General features: G+C 37.1%; 21 protein-coding genes. 4 read left to right on the forward strand and 17 right to left on the reverse strand.

Annotation, left to right across the window (positions count from 1 at the left end; translation table 11 throughout):
* Nucleotides 1-36: 36 nt before the first annotated feature.
* A complete protein-coding gene (locus tag Q9306_RS01340; protein WP_306194479.1) occupies nucleotides 37-1,149 on the forward strand; it encodes a methionine biosynthesis PLP-dependent protein in 1,113 nt (370 codons plus the stop codon).
* The gene (gene metC / locus Q9306_RS01345; RefSeq protein ID WP_306194481.1) at nucleotides 1,146-2,309 is read left to right on the forward strand and encodes a cystathionine beta-lyase; all 1,164 of its coding nucleotides are present in this window, start codon (nucleotides 1,146-1,148) and stop codon (nucleotides 2,307-2,309) included. The genes Q9306_RS01340 and metC overlap by 4 nt, the downstream gene beginning before the upstream one ends.
* A 287-nt stretch (nucleotides 2,310-2,596) precedes the next feature.
* Here metC and Q9306_RS01350 read toward each other — a convergent pair whose 3' ends face one another.
* Both Q9306_RS01350 and Q9306_RS01355 read right to left on the reverse strand, forming a co-directional pair.
* Nucleotides 2,597-2,824 (reverse strand): class I SAM-dependent methyltransferase, encoded by a 228-nt coding sequence (locus Q9306_RS01350; RefSeq protein WP_306194483.1) that lies wholly within the window; start codon nucleotides 2,822-2,824, stop codon nucleotides 2,597-2,599.
* Between the two features lie 13 nt (nucleotides 2,825-2,837).
* Entirely contained in the window at nucleotides 2,838-3,683 is an 846-nt protein-coding gene (locus Q9306_RS01355) for an MBL fold metallo-hydrolase (protein WP_306194485.1), read from the reverse strand.
* A gap of 354 nt (nucleotides 3,684-4,037) precedes the next feature.
* Here Q9306_RS01355 and Q9306_RS01360 point away from each other — a divergent pair, with 354 nt between their 5' ends.
* Nucleotides 4,038-4,328, forward strand: coding sequence for an ArsR/SmtB family transcription factor (locus Q9306_RS01360; RefSeq protein WP_020062633.1), 291 nt, complete (start codon nucleotides 4,038-4,040; stop codon nucleotides 4,326-4,328).
* 308 nt (nucleotides 4,329-4,636) lie between these two features.
* On the opposite strand, the gene Q9306_RS01365 is transcribed toward Q9306_RS01360, so the two are convergent.
* Nucleotides 4,637-5,758 carry a class I SAM-dependent methyltransferase gene (locus tag Q9306_RS01365; RefSeq protein ID WP_306194642.1) on the reverse strand — a complete coding sequence of 374 codons (1,122 nt, stop codon included), beginning with the start codon at nucleotides 5,756-5,758 and terminating at the stop codon, nucleotides 4,637-4,639.
* A gap of 5 nt (nucleotides 5,759-5,763) precedes the next feature.
* On the reverse strand, nucleotides 5,764-6,393 hold the full coding sequence (locus tag Q9306_RS01370) for an MBL fold metallo-hydrolase (protein ID WP_306194489.1): 630 nt from the start codon (nucleotides 6,391-6,393) through the stop codon (nucleotides 5,764-5,766).
* A gap of 275 nt (nucleotides 6,394-6,668) precedes the next feature.
* Between Q9306_RS01370 and Q9306_RS01375 the strand changes: the two genes are divergently transcribed.
* A complete protein-coding gene (locus Q9306_RS01375) occupies nucleotides 6,669-6,842 on the forward strand; it encodes a DUF2759 domain-containing protein (RefSeq protein WP_020062636.1) in 174 nt (57 codons plus the stop codon).
* 100 nt (nucleotides 6,843-6,942) lie between these two features.
* On the opposite strand, the gene Q9306_RS01380 is transcribed toward Q9306_RS01375, so the two are convergent.
* From Q9306_RS01380 to Q9306_RS01440, 13 genes are all read right to left on the reverse strand, one after another.
* Nucleotides 6,943-7,920: an ROK family glucokinase gene (locus tag Q9306_RS01380; protein WP_306194492.1), complete on the reverse strand. Its 978-nt coding sequence runs from the start codon at nucleotides 7,918-7,920 to the stop codon at nucleotides 6,943-6,945.
* 167 nt (nucleotides 7,921-8,087) lie between these two features.
* On the reverse strand, nucleotides 8,088-8,279 hold the full coding sequence (locus Q9306_RS01385) for a YqgQ family protein (RefSeq protein ID WP_306194495.1): 192 nt from the start codon (nucleotides 8,277-8,279) through the stop codon (nucleotides 8,088-8,090).
* Between the two features lie 113 nt (nucleotides 8,280-8,392).
* Complete coding sequence (locus Q9306_RS01390) at nucleotides 8,393-8,962, reverse strand: 5-formyltetrahydrofolate cyclo-ligase (RefSeq protein WP_306194497.1); 570 nt, start codon at nucleotides 8,960-8,962, stop codon at nucleotides 8,393-8,395.
* Between the two features lie 51 nt (nucleotides 8,963-9,013).
* Complete coding sequence (rpmG, locus tag Q9306_RS01395; protein WP_012095458.1) at nucleotides 9,014-9,163, reverse strand: 50S ribosomal protein L33; 150 nt, start codon at nucleotides 9,161-9,163, stop codon at nucleotides 9,014-9,016.
* Between the two features lie 70 nt (nucleotides 9,164-9,233).
* Nucleotides 9,234-11,591, reverse strand: a complete 2,358-nt coding sequence (locus Q9306_RS01400) for a sugar phosphate nucleotidyltransferase (RefSeq protein WP_306194515.1) — start codon at nucleotides 11,589-11,591, stop codon at nucleotides 9,234-9,236.
* Nucleotides 11,592-11,597: 6 nt separating this feature from the next.
* The gene (locus Q9306_RS01405) at nucleotides 11,598-12,788 is read right to left on the reverse strand and encodes a glycosyltransferase family 4 protein (protein WP_306194517.1); all 1,191 of its coding nucleotides are present in this window, start codon (nucleotides 12,786-12,788) and stop codon (nucleotides 11,598-11,600) included.
* Nucleotides 12,789-13,187: 399 nt separating this feature from the next.
* Entirely contained in the window at nucleotides 13,188-13,844 is a 657-nt protein-coding gene (phoU, locus tag Q9306_RS01410) for a phosphate signaling complex protein PhoU (protein ID WP_306194520.1), read from the reverse strand.
* Nucleotides 13,845-13,909: 65 nt separating this feature from the next.
* Nucleotides 13,910-14,725, reverse strand: coding sequence for a phosphate ABC transporter ATP-binding protein (pstB, locus tag Q9306_RS01415; protein WP_098914911.1), 816 nt, complete (start codon nucleotides 14,723-14,725; stop codon nucleotides 13,910-13,912).
* A gap of 29 nt (nucleotides 14,726-14,754) precedes the next feature.
* Nucleotides 14,755-15,621 carry a phosphate ABC transporter permease PstA gene (gene pstA, locus Q9306_RS01420; protein ID WP_306194523.1) on the reverse strand — a complete coding sequence of 289 codons (867 nt, stop codon included), beginning with the start codon at nucleotides 15,619-15,621 and terminating at the stop codon, nucleotides 14,755-14,757.
* 1 nt (nucleotide 15,622) lies between these two features.
* Entirely contained in the window at nucleotides 15,623-16,573 is a 951-nt protein-coding gene (gene pstC / locus Q9306_RS01425; RefSeq protein ID WP_306194525.1) for a phosphate ABC transporter permease subunit PstC, read from the reverse strand.
* A 27-nt stretch (nucleotides 16,574-16,600) separates the two neighbouring features.
* Nucleotides 16,601-17,518, reverse strand: coding sequence for a PstS family phosphate ABC transporter substrate-binding protein (locus Q9306_RS01430; RefSeq protein ID WP_371932289.1), 918 nt, complete (start codon nucleotides 17,516-17,518; stop codon nucleotides 16,601-16,603).
* A gap of 421 nt (nucleotides 17,519-17,939) precedes the next feature.
* Complete coding sequence (locus Q9306_RS01435; RefSeq protein WP_306194527.1) at nucleotides 17,940-20,084, reverse strand: peptidoglycan D,D-transpeptidase FtsI family protein; 2,145 nt, start codon at nucleotides 20,082-20,084, stop codon at nucleotides 17,940-17,942.
* A gap of 108 nt (nucleotides 20,085-20,192) precedes the next feature.
* Nucleotides 20,193-21,470: an MFS transporter gene (locus Q9306_RS01440; RefSeq protein ID WP_306194529.1), complete on the reverse strand. Its 1,278-nt coding sequence runs from the start codon at nucleotides 21,468-21,470 to the stop codon at nucleotides 20,193-20,195.
* Between the last annotated feature and the right edge of the window lie 57 nt (nucleotides 21,471-21,527).

Consider the following 21,527-nt stretch of genomic DNA (forward strand, 5'->3'; position numbering starts at 1 on the left):
AGGCTTTTTTATTTTGCACTAAGGAGGAATTCTATTATGTCTACATTGGAAACAAAGCTTGCCCAAATTGGAAATCGCAGTGAAACAACAACTGGAGCAGTCAATCCACCCGTTTACTTCTCCACAGCTTATCGCCACGAAGGAATTGGAAAGTCAACTGGGTTTGATTATTCCCGAACTGGAAACCCAACACGCCTTTTATTAGAGCGTGCAATCGCTGACTTAGAACAAGGTGAACAAGGCTATGCCTGTAGCTCAGGAATGGCTGCTGTTCTTCTTGTCCTTTCCTTATTCCGCTCTGGTGACGAACTTATTGTATCTGAAGATTTATACGGCGGAACATATCGTTTATTTACAGAGCACGAGCAAAAATGGGATATTCGATGTAGATATGTAGATACGCAGCATATAGAAGAAATTAAAAAAGCAATTTCACCAAATACAAAAGCTATTTTCATAGAAACACCAACAAATCCACTCATGCAAATAACGGATATTGCCGCAGTTGCTGCCGTTGCAAAGCGGCACGACTTGCTCCTTATTGTTGATAACACATTTTACACACCCTATTTACAGCAGCCATTAACAATAGGAGCTGATATTGTCCTGCATAGCGCTACAAAGTATTTAGGTGGTCATAATGATGTATTAAGCGGACTTGTTGTTGCAAAAGGGGCAAAATTATGCGAAGAACTCGCTCACTATCACAACGCATCTGGAGCTGTGTTAAGCCCATTTGATTCCTGGCTTTTAATACGCGGCATGAAAACATTAGCACTGCGCATGAGGCAGCATGAAGAGAATGCAAAAGCAATTGTTGCCTATTTACAAGAAGAAGAAGCGATAACCGATGTGTATTATCCAGGAAAAGGCGGTATGATCTCTTTTAAACTACGAGAAGAAGCGTGGATTGATCCTTTCTTACAATCACTTTCTCTTATTACGTTTGCAGAAAGCCTTGGCGGTGTAGAAAGCTTCATTACATACCCCGCAACACAAACACATGCCGATATACCAAAAAATATCCGCACAGCTCGAGGCGTTTGTAATCGTCTGCTCCGCTTCTCCGTAGGAATTGAAAGCCAAGATGATTTAATTCAAGACTTACAGCAAACTTTAAAACAAGTAAAAGAAGGAGTGAGAATATGAGTTATTCCCTAGATACACTTTTACTTCATAATTGTTTTAAGCATGACAAACATACAGGTGCTGTAAATGTTCCTGTTTATAATACATCTACATTTCATCAATTTGATGTAGACACATTTGGAAAATATGATTATAGTCGTTCTGGAAATCCAACACGCGAAGCTCTCGAAGAATTAATTGCTTTACTAGAAGGCGGAAGCAAAGGATTTGCCTTCTCATCTGGCATGGCAGCTATTTCAACAGCTTTTCTTCTTTTATCGCAAGGAGATCATGTCCTTATTTCTGAAGACGTGTACGGGGGTACATACCGAATGATAACGGAAGTTCTTTCTCGTTACGGCGTTTCACACACATTTGTTGACATGACAAATTTAGAAGAGGTAAAACAAAACATTCGTCCCAATACAAAAGTTTTTTACGTTGAAACACCATCTAATCCATTATTAAAAGTAACAAATATTAGAGCCATTTGTGAACTTGCAAAATCTATTGGCGCGCTCACTTTTGTTGATAATACATTTTTAACACCCCTTTATCAAAAACCATTAGAACTTGGGGCTGATATCGTTCTCCATAGCGCAACAAAATTCCTTGCAGGTCATAGCGATGTTACTGCAGGATTAGCAATCGTAAAAGATGAAGAACTCGCAAAAAAAGTAGGATTTTTACAAAATTCTTTTGGAGCTATATTAGGGCCGCAAGATTGCTCCCTCGTCCTTCGCGGTTTAAAAACATTGCACGTTCGCTTAGAGTATTCTTCACGAAACGCTGAAAAAATCGCCTGTTATTTACAGCAACATCCAAAAGTTAAAGATATCTATTATCCCGGATTACCATCCGATCCCGGATATGAAACGCAGCACAATCAAGCAAAATCAGCAGGAGCGGTCCTTTCCTTTACACTAGAATCTGAACATGCGCTGCGACAATTTCTAGCACATATTCAACTTCCTGTATTTGCAGTTAGTTTAGGGGCTGTTGAATCGATCCTTTCGTATCCAGCAAAAATGTCACACGCTGCCATGTCACAAGAAGAACGTGAAAAACGAGGAATTTCAAATGCACTGCTACGCTTATCGGTTGGATTAGAAAACGTAGACGATTTAATTGCGGACTTTGAGCATGCACTTACGTATGTAGAAGAAGCTGTTATTTCTTAAAAATGGTTAGACTAGAAACTTATATAAATACAAATTTAAAAACCAACATAAAATTCCTTTCTTTTTTAGGCGGGCGAGAGCATCTGGCCATTCGTAGAAGCGGTCAGAGCCTTTTCATGCCACATGCGAAGTTAAGCAGGTCATTCTTTAGTCTGCATAGCAGCGACTTATATGTGGGAAAATTCAAATGATAAGTATTGATCTTTTGAAAAATAATTATAGACTCAAAAACACATACTTCTCTTTAATAGAAAAGCTAGATGAAGAAAATTCATCTAGCTTTTCTATTAAACGGATAATTTCATATCTTCGGACAAATCAATTCCCCATACCGAAAAACCAGCTTGAACTAATGGCAAAGTAATTCTCCCTGTTCCACAAGCAATCTCTAAAATATCACCTGATAATTTAGAAGCTCTTTTGAGATAAAATGATACTTCTCTATGATCCTGTCTCTCTTCTAAATCATAAAATCCAGCTGTGTTTTCATAGAGATTTCCTTTTGATGTAGCCATGTATTTTGCACCTCTACACATCGATTTTCAACGTATCGTAAGCAAACGTAATATTCATACCTTCCGCTCGTAATTCAGCTTCAATTTCTTTCAATTCGTCATATCCAAGGTTGTCTATTTCTTCAATGTGCGTAATAATTGTATGTTTTGCTTGTAATTGTTTCGCTACTTCTAGGGTATCTTCAAACGTCGCCTCGCGTATGCGTTCAATAAAAGCACGGTCTCGTATTTGCTCTTTCGTCTTCCAATCAAACTCAACAACTCCCATTGGTAAAATAGCTACATCTAAATTACCAATCAAATGAGCAGGCGGTTCCCATTTATATAATTCATCCATCGCAATAAGTACTCTCTTTTCTTTTTCTTCTAATAAAAATGCATACATATATTGTTCATGTAAACGAAATGGCGTAACGGTTACTTTATTTTTCACAAAAGATTGCCCATCTCGCAATACGATTACATCAATCCATCCTTGCTGCTGCATAAATTGCAGATGGTCCCACAATCCTAAAAATGTTTTCATATCCTCTGCTACTTGCTCTGGTACATATACCGCTGTACCCCAAGCTCTATTCGTTTCAAACGCCATCGTTTCCCAAATTCTTCGTCCCATTGTGTGATCTGGATGCCAATGAGAGTAAATTCCGGCTTCTACTTTCAATATTTGAGATCGCTCTAATTGCAAGCGTATTTCCTCCGGCGTATCAATTAATAGACTAAGATCGTGAATAAAAACACTCGGTCCCATTCTACTATATGGCACCCCTTTTTCTCTCGCCTCTTTACTTACTTTGCTATAACTCCCTGGTCTTGGAGTTGGTGTGGCACCGCCTGTTCCTAAAAATTCTATTCTCATGACTATCCCTTCTTTCTATCCCTCTTAATTTCTAGATTAATATATATAATTCCTTTTAAATTATCGAAAAATTTTTTCATTTCTATTGTTGAAAGAAAAATAAAATATGGTAAGATTGTAATATAAATGGAAATGTTTTTAATTGAGAACAAAGATATTAGTTATTAAAATCGGTAAGTACTGTTTTATCCTAATGGAAAAATATCTAGATTTATCCAAATTAGTTACATCACAGTCTCTTTTCTTACAATTTCTTTACTTTAGAGCATTTTTTTTGCAAAAACTATTTTCTTTGGTTTAAAATTTTGTTATGTATAGTATTGGTATAACAGCACACATGGAGGTGGAGAGAAAATGTTAGAAACCTTTCAACAGGAATTAGAATTATATGAAAACAATGCAGAATTATTAAAAGTACTTGCTCATCCAGTGCGTTTATGTATTGTAAAAGGATTGATTGAGCGAGGACCAAGTAACGTTTCTACAATGTATACGGGCTTAAACATGCCACAATCTACAATTTCTCAGCATTTAGCGAAGTTAAAAAGCGCTAAAATTGTTTCAAGCGAAAGAAAAGGATTGGAAATTTACTACAAAGTAGAAAACGAAACAATTATTCAACTAGTTCGCGTTTTACTAGGTTAGGTGTATTCAATTAAACAAAAGGCGTACTATGTATCTTTTATCTCATATCTTTAATATAAATATATATCATGAGGTAAAATATATACATACTACATAATCCTAAACAAAATGTCGTATTTACCTATGGAACGAGGCGCAGTATTTTATACTGCGCCTCGTTTTATCCCGCATTAACGAGCAGTAAGACCCCCACCTCAAGATTCAGAGAGAGCGAGAAGATAGGTGGGGGATAACTGCCCGTAAAAGCCCGATTGGTGAGAACTTTCCGTCAGTGGGGGATGAAGCCCCCCACTGACGGAAGTTTCACTTTATGAAAAGATATGCAAATAATGATCTAAATTGAAATGCGGCAATCCCTTTTTCTGAATGACAACATCAAAAGCATCACTCATTCCACCTTGTAAAATCATAGAACGAATTGCACGGTTTTCCTTTCGATTACCAGAAAATGGATTTCGATCTTCATGATTAACAAGTTGTTCTAAAATTCCTGCAGCAAGCAAAAATTCTCTTTGTTTCGTATGCCATACTGTTTGTAAACCTTGTTCTTCGCAAACAACCTTTAATGCATCCCAATGAATATGAGTTGTTATATCCATCTCTCCTGGAAGTTGAAGAGGATTACGAATCAGTTGATGCTCATAATAACTTCGCAAACTTCCTTCACGACGAGCCGGGTGCATCCATTCTTCATTTGTATAGCCGTAATCGACAGTTATAAGTATGCCTTCTTCTAGCCAACTTGTTAGCTGCTCTACATAAACATTCATTTGTAACGGCACTTCAAATCGTTGTCCTTCATACAGCTCGATTTGGTGTCTTTTCAGATAATTTACAATGTGCTCATTATCTAACGGACGCAATACTTCGACAAGTTCATCTCCACTGTTATACTTTACTCGTACTTCATATAACATATCTTCTCGCTTCTCAATTACTTCTACAGGAAACGCATCAAACAACTCATTAGAAAAAACAATTCCATTAAAAGAGGCGCCTAATTCCTGATGGGATGCATATTGTGAAACATTTGCAAAAGAAAGAAGTTGTTGCTTTTGCAACCTTCTATGAAACGGACTCACTTCTATAAGAGAATACTGCAAGTTTCCAAACGTATCAGGTGATATCGTTTGCCATTCTTGCAATACATCAGATGCAAATTTCCCCGTTCCACCACCAATTTCACATATATGTGGTGCAACAACTCCTTCGTTTACAAGCCGAATAAAAAAATGAGCAAATGTTTTTGCGTAAACAGAAGACACATTGCTACTTGTAAAGAAATCTCCTTGTCTGCCAATTTTTTCACGTTCTTTCATATAATAACCATTGGTTACATCATACAATGCAAGGCTCATATATGTACTATAAGAAATAGACCGATCTTCTTCCTTTTCCATCGCTTGTTTTAGAACGTGCTTCATCCCTATTCTCCTTATTGTAGAAATGGATTATTTTCTTTTTCAAAACCGATTGTTGTTTCTGGACCATGCCCACATAACACAGTTGTATCATCATGTAGTACAAATAACTTTTCTTCAATACTCATGATTAATTCTTGGAAGCTACCTCCAGGTAAATCAGTGCGGCCAATGCTCATTTGAAATAAAACATCACCTGAGAATACAGCGTTCGCTTCTTTGCAATAGTATGAAATACTTCCTGGTGAATGTCCCGGTGTTTCAAATATATCAAACGTAAACGAACCAATTGTCAATGTTCCTTCTTCCTCAATGATATGATCCGCAGGTTTTACCGTAATACTACGATTCATCATAAAAATTTGTGAACCGTTAACAGTAGCATCTCCTAACCAATCCGCTTCCTCTTGATGAACATACACTGGAATTTGAAACGCAGTGCGTACATCATCTACTGCACCGATATGATCGAAATGTGCATGTGTTAATAAAATAGCCAATGGCTTTAATTGTTGTTGTTTTATGTAACTTACAAGTTTTTCTCCTTCACTGCCTGGATCAAAAATAATACATTCTTTTTGATCATTACTTAAAATATATGCATTAGTTTGCAATGGTCCTAATGGCATTTGAATCCAATTCATCCTCAATCTCCTCCAGTCATTACACTCACTTTTGTACTGCTGTAAACCCCTGTCTCAAAATGTAAAGAGAATATAAAGGGGAAGCATATACCCGATTCATAAGGGCTTTCTATCGGCCAGGAATGAGCCCTCCATCGATAGAAGCTTCACTTTATGATACAACATTTTCTGTCCATAAGAAACGAAACCTCGACAACCCTATTGAAAACATGTACAATTAAATTGAAAAAATATTGCAAAAACTCAAACAAAATAAGAGAGTAGAGGGGATATGTATGGGTCTTGTTATTATTTTTGCGTTAGTTACTCTGTTAGCTGTATACTCTTCTCTTAAAACGTTGCGAGACAAGAACCTTCTTGCTGGAGGTTTTTCCGTTGCAACTGTACTTGTTTTTGGATGGTTTACAGTCATGACAGTACTAAACAATGGCTATCCACCAACACATTAAACAATTGTTTACAATCTCTACATACATCACGATTTCTAGCATATGAAAAAAGGAAGGGCGCCCCTTCCTTTTTCTTTTCCCGCTTATCTTCTCATTCATTTTACTTTGCTTCACAAATATACTTTTTCACAAGCCACGCACCACCAATTACTCCCGCATCATTACCAAGTGTCGCAATTGCTAGTTTTGTACTTTTAACAGCGCGTGAAAATGCATATTGTTCAAAATAGTGTTGAATTGGTTGTAGCAATGCATCACCTGCTTTTGATACACCACCGCCAATTACAATTTTCTCTGGATTTAATGTGCTAGCTAAATTTGCTACCGCTAATCCTAAATACGAAGCAACCTTTTCAACTACTTTTTTTGCTAATGCATCACCTTTTGCAAGTGCCTCAAATACATCTTTAGATGTAATATGCCCTTCTTGTTCTAACAGCGAACGTAGTACACTAGCTTCATCTGTTTCCTGCATTTTTTGCATTGCAACCCGGACAATACCAGTTGCAGAAGAAACGGTTTCTAAGCATCCTGATTTTCCGCAGTTACAAGCAAAACCATTTTCCGTTACAACTGTAATATGACCAATTTCACCGCCTGCTCCGCTTACACCATGGACGACCTCACCGTTTATGATAACACCGCCACCAACACCCGTTCCAAGCGTCATACAAACGATATCTTTTGAACCTTCTCCAGCACCTTTCCACATCTCTCCAAGTGCTGCAATATTCGCATCATTATCAACAACAACTGGCAAACCAGTTTCTACTTCTAATAAATCTTTAAGCGGATAGTTTTTCCATCCTAAGTTTACTGCTTCATAAATTAGTCCAGAAGCGACATGAACAGGACCCGGAGCCCCCATCCCAATTCCAGCTAGCTTGCTTTTTGGCTCACCTAGTTCTTGTAACTTTTTATCAATTGCTTTCGCAATATCAAGTGTAATATATTTTCCTTGTTCACTTGTATTCGTTGGGATTTCCCATTTATGTATAAACTCACCATAGATATTAATGAATGCTAATTTAATTGTTGTTCCACCAAGATCAACACCAACCAACCATTTCTCTTCCATGTTGTTCTCCTTCTTTCCTCTATTTCTCCAGCTGTTTGCTAATAGAAGTTTTACTGTATAAATTCATTTCGATTTACAACATAAAAATAACTAAAATAATCTGCACTCATTTTCTCTCTCTGTTCTCGTATGACACAAGTCAGATTGCTTTTGTATGAGAGTTGTTTTTATGTCGTTTTTTGAATTTCTTGCTTTAATAAAAATAAAGCCATCTGATACTCTGTCGGTTCAATAAGCTGTGATTTATATAATTCACGAAGCTCATCGCCCATTAATTGTAAATCTGCAACACGATTTCCTGTATAAATAATCGTTCCAAATCGCTTTAATAATTGCTGAATATCATAAATCGTTTTCATTTTTTCACCCTCTAAATGTCTACTTACTATAAAAATATATTAAGAAAACGTTCACATAATTTATTATAATCAACACAAAAAAGAATCGTCAATTTCTAATTTGTCTATATAAGTTACAAAATAGAAAACGTTTCTTTTTCTGTAATAATTTTCTGTACAGTTTTATCAAATGGTTCCACTGGGATATGAGAAACAATTTGAAAATCAAAGATTAATGATAGCGCTTTCCCTTTATAGTTCACAAGATAACGATCGTAATATCCCCCGCCATACCCTACACGCTCGCCTTTTCTTGTAAAGGCAACACCTGGTACGAGAAGCAAATCTATATCCTCTGCTAATACTTCTTCTGTCATAGACGGAGCCGGCTCTCGTAAATTCATATAAACGGTTTCTAATTGTTCAAAACTTGTAATTTGACGGAATGTCATTGTTCTCGTTTTACGATTACATTTCGGAACAACAATTGCTTTTCCCTCTTTCCATGCCTTTTCAATAATTGCATATGTATTGACTTCACGTTCCATAGAAAGTGTAATCCCAATTGTTTTAGCCTCAATCCATTCTCGTTGTTTATATAGAGAATCTGCAATTTTTTCTGATAAAGTCGTATACTGTTCTTCTGATAAAGCATTCATACGCTGTAATATTTCTGTTCGTAATCTTTTTTTCTCTTCTTTCATTTGGAATTCCCCCTATATACAAAAGAAACAGTAGGAAAATATCCCTACTGCTTACTTTGTTTCGCGGTGTAACGTAGACTTCTTGTCACGCTTGCAATATTTTTTAAGCTCAAGACGCTCAGCGTTGTTACGTTTGTTTTTCTTAGAGATATAGTTACGATCTCCGCATTCTGTACATGCTAGAGTAATATTCACACGCATTCTTATTTCCCTCCAGTCACTAATAACTTAAATCAGACTATACCATAATACCACTTTTAAAACAAAAATTCTACACCTTTTGATATTGTCTAATTTTTTCTATAAGTGTATTCATATTTTCCTTTGCTATGACTGGATTTCTTGCATGAGAATACACGAGAAATTTTGGTTGATTTACATCTGAAACAACATAAGACCACTCTTCTTCTGCATGTGTAAATTTAATTCCTTCCAATACTTCAAACTCTAACTGTGCCCGGTCCCGCAGCAACATTCCTAACACTTTTCCTTTCTCATTCCACGAACAAACTACTTCATCACATAATAAGTATAGTGGTGGATATTGTTCTAACATTGCCGGCAATGTTTTCCCTTGCAGAACGATTAACTCCAATAATTTACCAATTCGAAATAAAATATCTTGCTGCCATCTCATTTGAAATAATTTCTTATTTTCATTATGCATATAAAAAAGAAGATAACATTCTCCTAATTTTAATGATAATGGGTAGAAATCCTCATCTTTTTCAAAAAGTAAATTCGGAATATCCATTTCTTCGCAATTTGTATTTTTATAAATATTTCCGTAAGTATCATATAATTCAAATGTATTTTCTTGTTCTTGAAATATAATCGCCATATCTGCTCGGCTCGATTTCATTAATGACTTTATATGTTCTTTTTGCTCTGCGGCATATACCCACGTTACTGTGCAGCCGATTTCCTGTAAAAAAGAGAATAGCAAAGGCCGCAACAATTCATCCGGATTATTTATAAGCAGATGAAAACGTTGTCTTTTTATAACAGGTATATCTATGAATTGCAAAGCAGATTCAATATACGTTTCTGAACAAACATCTATGACCTCGTTATTCCCAATTTTTTTACTACCGACATAACGAAATGACTCTGCCATATACAAACTTTCTATTTCTTTTTGCTGTTTATATGTTAATGCCATTCCTTCTTCATTATAAAATTGAATAATGAGTTTCTCATCTTGACCCTTATAAAAAAACACTCCACCAACGACATTTGTTTGTCCAGTTGCATATCGGAAGCAAGATTCATTAATGTCTTGACATTCCATCGTATGCACACCCACTGTATGAACAGCATGCAGAAAAATATGTTTAAACATTTGTACTTCTGCATGTATACTGCTGCCAATCAGCAACCTGGCTCCTTCTGATAATAAAGAACCATATGCCATCGCCAATTTTACGACAATTTGTGGCGTAATATCTAAATTACTTCTGCCGCATATACGACTTTTCTGCAAAAAACACGAAATATTTTCATGTTCTGTAATTCCAGATGAAGCAATAATCGCACTACTCTCAACCACTTTCTCTGGCCATACTTTCCCTTTCGTCTTAATCACTGCATTTTGACCAATTCGACAATGATCAGCCACAACACTCTTTTCAAATAAAGTAACTCCATCTTCAATAATTGTACTGGTTCCAACTGTAGTTCCAATTAATTCACATCGCTTTCCTACATACGTATGAGCGAGTAAAATACTTTTTTGAAGACGAGTATATGCAGAAATTACGCTTTGGTTACCTATAATAGAATACGGATCAATAGTAACTCCTGTTTGTACCGTTGTTCCCTCACCAATAAAAGCAGGTCCGTGTATCTTTGTTCCTTTTTCAATCGTTACATCTTCTCCAATCCACACCATCGGCAACACTTCTGTATATGGAATAGGTACATGAACTTTCTTCGTAAGCAAGTCAAATTGGGCTTGGCGATATTGTGTAAACGTTCCAATATCAAGCCAATATCCATCAGCTACATATCCATACATTGCTTCTTTGTTTTCTAATAAAGGAAATACATGATGACTAAAATCAAAAAACGTATGAGGTGTAATATAAGAAAAAATATCGGGGTCCATAATATAAATACCGGTGTTTACTGTATTGGAAATAACTTCATTCCAACTTGGTTTTTCAATATATTTAATAATTTCGTGGTGCTGATTCGTAACAACTAATCCATACGATAATGGATTCACTACTTCTTTAACAAGCATCGTAACGATTCCATTATGACTATTATGAAAATCAATTCCTTTCGACAGCTGAAAATCTGTTAGCGCATCTCCGCTAATTACAACAAATGGCTCATCTAAAAACTTCTCTGCTTGTTTTACACTCCCCGCTGTACCAAGAGGGGGGCTATCTTCAAAATAATATAGTTTCACTCCCCATTTACTACCATCACCAAAATAATTTTGAATAACAGAACTCATATATTGAACAGTAATAGCAATTTCATTAATACCATGCTGTTTCAATAGTTCAATACTGTATTCCATCACTGGCTTTTGTAGTAGGGGTAACATGGGTTTTGGAAGGTTGCATGTTAACGGACGTAAACGCGCTCCTTTCCCTCCAGCTAAAATAACCCCCTTCATTGGCATTCAACCTCCACATTTATGATGTTGAACTGCTTTTTCGTACGTTTGTGCGGTTGTTCTTGCAATTTCACCCCAATTGTAGTGAACAAGAACATCTTCATATCCTTTATTTGCAACGCGCTGAGCAATTTCTGGCTGTTCTATAACCCATATTAATTTCTCACTCAAACTTCGCGAACAACCTGGTTGCATTTGAAACCCATTCACACCATCTACAATAATCTCTTGCAGGCCGCCCACACGCGAAACTAAAACTGGCCTCTTGGCGAGCATCCCTTCTAACGCAACAATCCCAAAAGGTTCATACAAGCTCGGAATTAATAATACATCACACCTTTGAAGAAATGATCGCTGCTCTTCTTCTGTAATATGACCGAGAAAAAGGATGGAATGTTGCAGTCCCATCCCCTGTACAGCCCCGCGATACTGCTCTAACATGGTTCCTTGACCTGCAATAATAAATAAAATTTTGGGGTACCGCTGGGTAATCTGCGGTGCTGCTTCAATAACGGTATAGAAGCCTTTCTCATTCACAATACGGCCAATTGAGAATACAACCAATCGATCCGCTAAATTATAATGATTTATGATGTCTAGCGAAGGCGTAACCGCATGAAAAAAATATTGGTCAATTCCATTAGGATGTACAATAACGGCTTCACTATTTACTTCGAAATCTCGCACAACTTCACCTTTCATAAACTGACTACAAACAATCACAACATTAGATTCTTTTACTAGTTCTTTTTCATGCATATGTATCTTCCATTGCAATGATGTATAAATCCCGCTATTCCGCCCACGTTCCGTTGCATGAACTGTTGTGACGAGAGACAACCGTTGCTGTTTTTGCAAATCCATCGCACAAATAGCAACAAGCCAATCATGAGCGTGAATCACATCAAACGTGTAAACTTTACATAATTCTTGTGCATAAGCAAGCATAGACTTATTTAACTGAGCAATCCACTCATAAAAATGGTGCTTTTCACGATAATCAACTGCAACACGATGTACATGTACATCGTGTACCTTTTCATATATTGTACATTGCTCTTCATGTATCGTTACTACATGCACATCATGTCCATTACGTGCAAGAGCCCGTGATAATTCATACACATGCCTTCCAAGACCACCTACCATCATCGGGGGATATTCCCATGCCAACATTAAAATACGCAAAGGTTCCATACATCCCTCTTTTCTCTTCGTATAGAAGAATAAAGTGAAACTTCCTTTCATGAACGCTTTTTTTCATGAAAGGTTAGTTGAACCAATCGGGCTCTTACGGATGGGTTGCTTTCCTTCTTACCAACCGTTTGAGCGGGGTAAAGTGAAACTTCCTTTCATGAACGTTTTTCTCATGAAAAGTTAGTTGAACCAATCGGGCTCTTACGGATGGGTTGCTTTCCTTCTCAACTTTCCTTTTTACCAGCCGTTTGAGCGGGGCCATTCACCCAAAAGTAAGCGTTTTCTTATAATTCCATTATAATCCATCTTATCACCGCAACAAGAAAGTAACAATGATACTTTTTCGTCATATTTTGACTAAAAAAGAGGAATGCTTTTGCATCCCTCTCGTAATAAACTTTATTCATTTAGCAAATAATGCTTCCCTTTTACAAGATAAAAAACATTTTCTGCAATATTTGTACCGTGATCTGCTACTCGCTCAATATAACGGGCAATAAACGATAGTTGTGTAATTTGCCCAATTGACTCCGGCTTATTTGGAATGGAAGAAATAAATTCACGAATTGCTTTTCCATACAGTTCATCAACTTCATCATCCATCTCAGCAATCTTTTTCGCATACGTTAAGTTTTCTTCTCTATAAGCTTGAATCACATTTTGCAACATATCTATTGCAATTTTAAACATACTTTCAAGGCTTTGTAATGAAACTGAAACCTCTTTTTCTCCAAGACGAATGGTTGATTTAGCAATATTTACTGCGTGATCTGCAATACGTTCTAAATCTGTTGCCGTTTTAATCGAAACAAAAATTCTTCGTAAATCACTAGCAACTGGCTGTTGTTTCGTAATCAGCATTAAGGCAAAATCATTAATTTCTTCTTCCAAATTATCCATACGGTAATCACCATCGATTACCTCAATTGCCTTCTCTACATCTCTTGTACGCAATCCTTCCATCGCAATCTCAAGAGCCTGTTTTGCTAATTCACCTAGTTCAATAACTTTTTGCTGTAATGATTGTAAGTCATATTGAAATTGTTCGCGTACCATGTTGTTTCCTCCTTCACTCGTTCCACACACACTTCTGTATAAGGTAAGACCTCAAATAAATACTCTTAACCGAAACGCCCTGTAATATAATCTTCTGTACGTTTATCTGTTGGCGTTGTAAATAACTTATTTGTATCTGTATATTCCACAACTTCTCCGCTTAAGAAGAAAGCTGTTTTATCAGAAATACGAGCTGCTTGTTGCATATTATGCGTAACAATCACAATACTGAAATCTTTCTTTAACTCCTGAATTAACTCTTCCACTTTCAATGTAGAAATTGGATCTAATGCTGATGTTGGTTCATCCATTAAAATGACATCTGGTTCAATTGCTAAGCAACGCGCAATACATAAACGCTGCTGCTGTCCACCGGATAGTCCGTATGCATTATCATGTAATCTATCTTTCAATTCATCCCAAATCGCCGCACCGCGTAAACTTTTCTCAACAATTTCATCCAACGTTTTCTTATCGCGAATACCATGAATTTTCGGACCGTACACAACATTTTCATAGATTGACTTTGGAAATGGGTTTGGCTTCTGAAATACCATTCCAACATGCGTACGCAGTTCTTCAACAGGATAAGATTTATCAAAAATATTGCGATCGCGATACTCAATTACCCCTGTTGTCCGAACGATTGGCACGAGCTCAACCATACGATTTAATGTTTTTAAATACGTAGATTTTCCGCATCCACTCGGTCCAATAATTGCTGTCACTTCATTTTCGTGAATGCTTAAATTAATATCTTTTAATGCATGGTCTTCTCCATACCATAAGTTTAAATTTTTCGTATCAAATACAACCTTTTTTGTCAGCGGTTCTGCCTTCTCTTCATTTTTCACCTGAACTTTTACTACTGTAGATACCATTTTGAAGATCCCCTTTCATCCAGTCCTTCTTACTTACGATTTCGCAGCCATATTGCAAAAGTATTGATAAGCAATAGCAGCACGAGTAACACAATAATTCCAGCTGCTGCTACATGTTGAAATTCCTCTTGCGGCCTATTCATCCAATTAAAGATTTGAATCGGTAAAACTGTAAATCTATCCATTACATCAAGCGGTACATAGTTTGCAAAAGCAAGTGCCCCAATGACGAGTAGCGGGGCTGCTTCTCCAATCGCTCGGGATAATGCTAAAATACAACCTGTTAAAATCCCTGGCATTGCTGCTCTAATCACAACATGGTACATTGTTTGCCACTTTGTTGCTCCCACTCCATAAGAGGCTTCTAACAACTCTTTTGGTACAGAGCGAAGCGCTTCTTGCGCTGCAACAACGACCGTCGGCAAGACTAGAAGGCTCATCGTTAATGAGGCTGCCAATATGCTTTCGCCTAACTGCAAGCCATATACAAACATTGTTAATCCTAATAATCCAAAAACAACAGATGGCACTCCTGCCAACGTTTGGATATTGAGCTCAATTATTTTTGTAAACCATGATTGTTTTGCATAGTATTCTAAATAAAGGGCTGTTCCTACACCAAATAAAAAGGAAGTAGGAGCGACAACACTCATAAATAAAATTGTTCCTGATAAAGCGGCTGCAATGCCAGCTTCCTCTGGATTTCGCGATGCAAAACGGATTAAAAAATCAAATGAAATATATGTTATTCCTTGCTGAAAAATTTGGTACAGTAAAAAAATTAATATACAAAGTGAAAATAACATCGCGATGCGAAATACAGTTCTAAATACACGATCTTTCCGAAAGCGAGGAGGCATATGTTCTTCTATGTTTCGCTCATCTAGCATTCGCATATTATGTCGCCCCCTTAAAACGACGCATAATACGCTGTGCAACCATATTCATAATCAACGTAAACATAAAAAGCGTCGCTCCGACAGCGTACATGCTGTAATAGGACATTGTTCCATAAGGAGCATCTCCTAAGCTAACTTGCACAATATATGCTGTTAGCGTCTGTATGGACTGCGATGGATTTAACGATAAACTCGGCGTTGAACCGCCTGCAATGACAACAATCATCGTTTCTCCAACTGCTCTTGAAGCAGCGAGTACAGTTGCTGCTAAAATGCCAGTAAATGCTGCTGGTAATACAATATGCTTTGTCGTTTCAAAACGAGTGGCTCCAATCGCAAAAGAACCTTCTCGCACTTTATGAGGAACAGCTCGCATCGCATCTTCACTAAGAGATGCAATTGTTGGAATCATCATAATGCCAATTACAATTCCCGGACTAAGCGCGTTAAAAAACTGTAAATTTGGAACGATGTGCTGCAAAATAGGTGTCACAACTGTTAAAGCAAAAAAACCGTATACAATTGTCGGTATCCCTGCCAATAGCTCTAATGCTGGTTTTAACACCTTTCTTGCCGCACTAGAAGCATATTCACTTAAAAACACTGCACAGCCTAATCCAATCGGAACAGCAACAATCATGGCAATAACAGTAACAAGCACCGTTCCATATATAAGCGGTAAAATACCAAACTTAGGATTTTCAAAAAAAGGAAGCCATTCTTTTCCTGTAAAAAAGGAAACGATTGATACTCTTTCAAAAAACATAAATGTTTCATTTGCCAAAGTTACAATAATCCCCATCGTTGTAACAATAGAGATACTGGCAATTATTCGTAACACAAAAGGAACCATTTGATTGATTCGCTGTGCTTTCTTTCGCTTGCCTGTATTTCTTTCAATCAAATGTTGAACAGAAATCGTAACATGACTCTTTTTATTACGAGCCAAAGATGAAAACCCCTTTCCATCTTGACATTATTTTTGCATTTCTGTTAACATTTGCAGCTGTTCATTATATTTATATTGCGGCAACTTCACATATCCAATCTCTTCTACAAGCTCTCCAGCATGCTTCATCATAAAAGATACATAGCTTGCAACACTGTTTTTCGCACGAATAGAAGAGTTATTTACATATACATAAAGCGGACGAGACAACGGCTTATAGGCCCCGGATTGTATTGTTTCTTTTGCCGGAGAAATACCATTAATTTTTACGGCCTTTACTTTGTCACGATTCGCGGCATAATAAGCATATCCAACAAAGGCAATTGCGTGTTTATTACTCATAACACCTCTTATTAAAACATTGTCATCTTCGGATAATGTAACTGTTTTTGTAATCCGCTTTTGTTGCAATACTACACTTTGAAAATAATCGTACGTACCAGAATCGATGCCTGGTGCGTAAAATTGTATCGTTTCATGCGGCCATTTCGGATGAATTTGCGACCATTTTTTTTGCGTTTCACTTTCACTCCATATCGTTTGTAATTCTTCTATTGTAAGATTGTCTGCCCACGTATTCTCCCGATTTACAATAAGTGTAAGACCGTCATAAGCAATTTGAAATGGCGTATACGTAATATGATGCTTCTTAGCAAGCCTTTCTTCCTCTCTTTTCATTGGGCGAGAAGCATTCGTTATATCCACTTCTCCTTTTCCAAAACGATGAAATCCGCCTCCCGTTCCAGATATACCGATGGAAAGCTTTACATGAGGTTCTTGCTTCGTATACTCTTCTGCTACTGCTTCCATAATCGGAAAAATTGTAGAAGATCCATCCATTTGTACTTCTCCTACCATACTAACGGCGGAAACAGGTAACGTATGAACAGATAAACAAAACAGTGATAGGATAAAAACCATGGTGTATGCTCTATTACGTTTCACGTAATATTTCCTCCTAGGAGCCTCCTGCGAACAGGAGTACATATATAAGAATAATGTTGAACTATTAATGCGGTTTTAATAGTTTGTAAAAGTTTTGTAAATATAAGTTGAAAAACCGACATAAAAACCCTTTTCTTTCTAGATGGGCTAGACTACCCAGCCATGCGTAGATGCGGTCAGGGCCTTTCCCCTGCCTCGCGCAATGCTAAAACAAAGAGATAAAACAAGTGCATTTCCCTTTTGCTTCTGCATACCAGATATGTCTCAACAGCAAAATGGATTTATTTGCTTCCCTCCTTTTTTAAACTAAGCATTGTATATGAATGTTTCTTAGGCTTGTACACTTCTAACATCACTATATGCGGCATATATAAAAAAAAGCACACTATCTTCACAGATAGTGTGCCAATCTTACACTTTTTTATTCTTCTTTATTTGTTTTCTTCGTATCTTCTAGTGGTCCAGTATTTCCGTTTGCTTCTTGCTTTTTCAAATCAAAATATGCGTCCATAATTCGGCGTGCAATTCTTTTACTTACTGGGTTATGATCATCAGTAAGCCACGGAACAACAACAGAGAAGGCAACTTCTGGATCAGATGTCGGTGCATATCCAACCATCGTTAAATTATATACTTCTCTATCACCTAACTGTGCTCTTACTTCTTTTGCATTTGGACCAGCATAAGCACCCTGTGCAGTTCCGGTTTTTCCTGCAGGATCATATGTCGCACCAGCAAAACCATTAGGATAACCTGTTCCATATCCTGTTCCTTGCGGTGTTTGCATTACCATTTTAAAGCCCTCTTGGACTTGTTTAATATACTCATCTTTCATATCTACCCGATTTAAAATCGTTGGCTCCATCGACTCTACTACTTTTCCTAACTCTTCAGGTTTTGAAGTCGGAGTGCGAATTTCTTTTACAACCTGTGGTTTCATACGATAACCGCCGTTAGCAATCGTTGATACATATTGCACCAATTGCAGCGGTGTATACGTGTCAAACTGTCCGATTGCTAAATCGAGTAACTTACCAGGTTCTCTTACTGCGTTTCCTTTTACTCCTGCCATTTCATTTGGTAAATCTATTCCTGTTGGTACTCCAAGACCCAATTGACTAAAGTTATAACGCATTGTATCAAAAGCCTCTTGTTTAACGTTTAATGTACCATTGTACACATACGGTGCATTAGCAATTTCCATCGCCGTTTTAAACATATATACGTTAGAAGATCGCTGCAGGGCAGTTAAGTCATTAATTGATCCCATTCCCGATCCTGTCCATGACTTTTTCACGTCCGTACCTTTAAATTTAAGTGGTTCATCGACAATATATTGCCCTGGTCTAATAGCTTCCGTTTGATATCCGGTCAAAAGAGTGGCCCCTTTTACAACCGAACCCATTTCATATGCACTCGTCATCGTACCAAGTGCATAATCGTTTATAACTCTTTGCCCATTTTCTTCCCCAAACTGTTTACCAGCCATTGATAAGATTTCTCCGTTTTTCGGATTCATCATTACAACAAACGCACGGTCCATATGCTCCGCTGAGCCTGAAGCTTTTGCTGCTTTCATTTCTTCTTCAATAATTTGTTCAACTTTCCTTTGCAGCTCCATATCAATGGTCAACGCTAAACTCTTTCCACTTTCTCCTTTAGAAAGATAGACAGTCTCAAGAATATTTCCTTTTTGATCCGTAATATTTTTCACTTGTGCTTTCGTACCGTGCAATACATCTTCGTATTGCTGCTCAAGGTAACTTTTTCCAACACGGTCATTACGATTGTAATCACGAACTAAATAATAGTCTATATTCTCTCGCGGTAATCCTTCATCGGAACTTGTTACACCGCCAAGTACAGTGCGGAACATATCTCCATAAGCATAGTGACGATCCCAATCAACCGTTGTGTCTACCCCTGGAAGCTTCGCTAAATTCTCACTAACTATAGCATACTCATCAGGTGTCACATCTTTTTTAATAATTTGCGGCGTCATTGCATAGCCGCCTTCCATCTTACTCTTAATTGCTAACACTTCTAAATCTTGAGGAGTTAATTCATTCAATTCCGCTTCTGTAATACGATCAAGCTGACGTTGTGCCAGTTGTTTATCATCAATTTTTTTCGCTTTAACATCTGCTTCATCTTTTTTCGTAATTTTTGCTTTTGCTCGGTCTTCATTTAACAAAATCCAAAAATCTTTTTTATCTCGTTCTGTTAATTTATCAGTCGGTACATCAAGCAGCTTTGAAAGTTGCTTTGCTGTCTCTAAACGTTCTTCACGTTTTGACTCCTTCGTTCTTGTATACGTAATCGTTCGAAGTGGTGTATTATCTACCACCGCACGGCCATATCTGTCAAAAATCTTCCCGCGCGGAACAGGGGTACTTACCGTTAAGTTTTCCTTTCGGTTTACTTCATTTTTATAATCTTCACCATGGACAATCTGTATCATACCTAATTTAACAATTACTGTTGAAAACAGTAAAAACACACAGAAAAACAACACGTTTAACCGCAATGGAACGTGGGTTTTCTTTTTTTTCTTTTTCTTACTCATACGGACCCCCTCTACCAACAGCTATGTAAGCGGAAAGGGACACCTTCTTCAGGTGTCCTCGCTACTGTCATATATGTTTTACTATTTTAACATAAAATACAACAGAAGTTAACCTTCTTCTTCTGTTGTATTTTGCGTCGTTTGTACAGCCGCAAGCCCTGCATGGCATGCTTTTTTATCATCGTATTTGACATTTCGAATCGCAAAATAGATAAGTAAATGTCCAGCACCTAATATTAATAATAAGATCGGCAAGCTTTTTTCAGCCGGAAATAATGAAACTGCTAACAAAAAACTTAAAACCGAACAGATTCTTCCTCCGTTTAGCCATAGTTCACGAACAACAATATATTCTACTCGCCGCTCCTTTGCTTGTTTAGCTCTGCCTATTATATCATAAGTCATCGAACCATACGGAACAAGAAGGATTGGATATGCAACGGCAATACAAGCTGCATAAATAAGTAATTTCGTATACGTAACATGAGAGACAACTAAAAATACAACTGCATATAAAATAATTCCACCGAGTAAAATAGCTTTTTTTCGCCATTCCTTTTTCAATACACGCGCTACTAAATAATAGCAAATAAAAGAAACAGCGGAATTTATAAGCCCGTATTTCCCAAGCGCTAATTCGCTGCCAGAAGCCATATACACGTATACAGAAATAACAAATATAAATGTACCTTCTCTAAGTCCTTGAAAGAAATGAGCAAGTGTAATTCTTCCCCAGTTTTTATTCACTTTTCTCTCTTTAATTACTTCTACGAGTTCATAACGCCCTTCACATTCACGTTTTGTGAGAAAAAAACTGACAACAACTGCAATAGTAAATAAGGTTAAAGATAGAAAAAAAACGAATGTATATCCATTCCATTTTTCCATACGAGAAATGATAAATCCGGATGCAATCGGACCAATCATGCCTGCAAATGAGGTAAGAAGTCCGAGAAATCCGTTAAAAAAGTCACGTGTTTCCGGCTCTGTAATTTCAAATGTTAACAAATTAAATGCGAGCCAGTAAAATCCATATCCTATCCCAAGTAAGCCGCCGATAAGTAAAATATACTGCGAAGCATTCGTTCCCGTCAGCAATACAACAATAAAAAAAACAGCTAAAGTTGTTACACCGATGCGGAGTAAAATCGTACGATCTACTCGTTTCGCTAGTTTTCCGGCAACAAGAAAAGTCAGCGGCTGTAAAACAACGCTTGCTAAATTATAAAAGCCAATGTTCATAAAATCCTTCGTTTGTTTCCACAAATAAATATTTACAAACGTATTGGATAACGAAATGGCCAACGTATATAACCCGCCAATTATGAGTAATAAAACTAAATCACGATTCACCTCAACATCGCCAACTAAATGTTTCCATTTCATATAAACTCTCCTTTACTTCATGTTCTAGTCTTCCAAAGAAGGTCACAATTATGTAAA

Origin of the sequence: Bacillus multifaciens, from assembly GCF_030756675.1 — a bacterium.
GTDB classification, from domain to species: Bacteria; Bacillota; Bacilli; order Bacillales; family Bacillaceae_G; genus Bacillus_A; species Bacillus_A multifaciens.

Excerpts from the sequence above, each read along its gene's own strand:
- Q9306_RS01340 (WP_306194479.1), top strand. The coding sequence starts at position 37 with ATGTCTACATTGGAAACAAAGCTTGCCCAAATTGGAAATCGCAGTGAA.
- metC (WP_306194481.1), top strand. The coding sequence starts at position 1,146 with ATGAGTTATTCCCTAGATACACTTTTACTTCATAATTGTTTTAAGCAT.
- Q9306_RS01350 (WP_306194483.1), bottom strand. The coding sequence starts at position 2,824 with ATGGCTACATCAAAAGGAAATCTCTATGAAAACACAGCTGGATTTTAT.
- Q9306_RS01355 (WP_306194485.1), bottom strand. The coding sequence starts at position 3,683 with ATGAGAATAGAATTTTTAGGAACAGGCGGTGCCACACCAACTCCAAGA.
- Q9306_RS01360 (WP_020062633.1), top strand. The coding sequence starts at position 4,038 with ATGTTAGAAACCTTTCAACAGGAATTAGAATTATATGAAAACAATGCA.
- Q9306_RS01370 (WP_306194489.1), bottom strand. The coding sequence starts at position 6,393 with ATGAATTGGATTCAAATGCCATTAGGACCATTGCAAACTAATGCATAT.
- Q9306_RS01375 (WP_020062636.1), top strand. The coding sequence starts at position 6,669 with ATGGGTCTTGTTATTATTTTTGCGTTAGTTACTCTGTTAGCTGTATAC.
- Q9306_RS01380 (WP_306194492.1), bottom strand. The coding sequence starts at position 7,920 with ATGGAAGAGAAATGGTTGGTTGGTGTTGATCTTGGTGGAACAACAATT.
- Q9306_RS01385 (WP_306194495.1), bottom strand. The coding sequence starts at position 8,279 with ATGAAAACGATTTATGATATTCAGCAATTATTAAAGCGATTTGGAACG.
- Q9306_RS01390 (WP_306194497.1), bottom strand. The coding sequence starts at position 8,962 with ATGAAAGAAGAGAAAAAAAGATTACGAACAGAAATATTACAGCGTATG.
- rpmG (WP_012095458.1), bottom strand. The coding sequence starts at position 9,163 with ATGCGTGTGAATATTACTCTAGCATGTACAGAATGCGGAGATCGTAAC.
- Q9306_RS01400 (WP_306194515.1), bottom strand. The coding sequence starts at position 11,591 with ATGAAGGGGGTTATTTTAGCTGGAGGGAAAGGAGCGCGTTTACGTCCG.
- Q9306_RS01405 (WP_306194517.1), bottom strand. The coding sequence starts at position 12,788 with ATGGAACCTTTGCGTATTTTAATGTTGGCATGGGAATATCCCCCGATG.
- phoU (WP_306194520.1), bottom strand. The coding sequence starts at position 13,844 with ATGGTACGCGAACAATTTCAATATGACTTACAATCATTACAGCAAAAA.
- pstB (WP_098914911.1), bottom strand. The coding sequence starts at position 14,725 with ATGGTATCTACAGTAGTAAAAGTTCAGGTGAAAAATGAAGAGAAGGCA.
- pstA (WP_306194523.1), bottom strand. The coding sequence starts at position 15,621 with ATGCGAATGCTAGATGAGCGAAACATAGAAGAACATATGCCTCCTCGC.
- Q9306_RS01435 (WP_306194527.1), bottom strand. The coding sequence starts at position 20,084 with ATGAGTAAGAAAAAGAAAAAAAAGAAAACCCACGTTCCATTGCGGTTA.
- Q9306_RS01440 (WP_306194529.1), bottom strand. The coding sequence starts at position 21,470 with ATGAAATGGAAACATTTAGTTGGCGATGTTGAGGTGAATCGTGATTTA.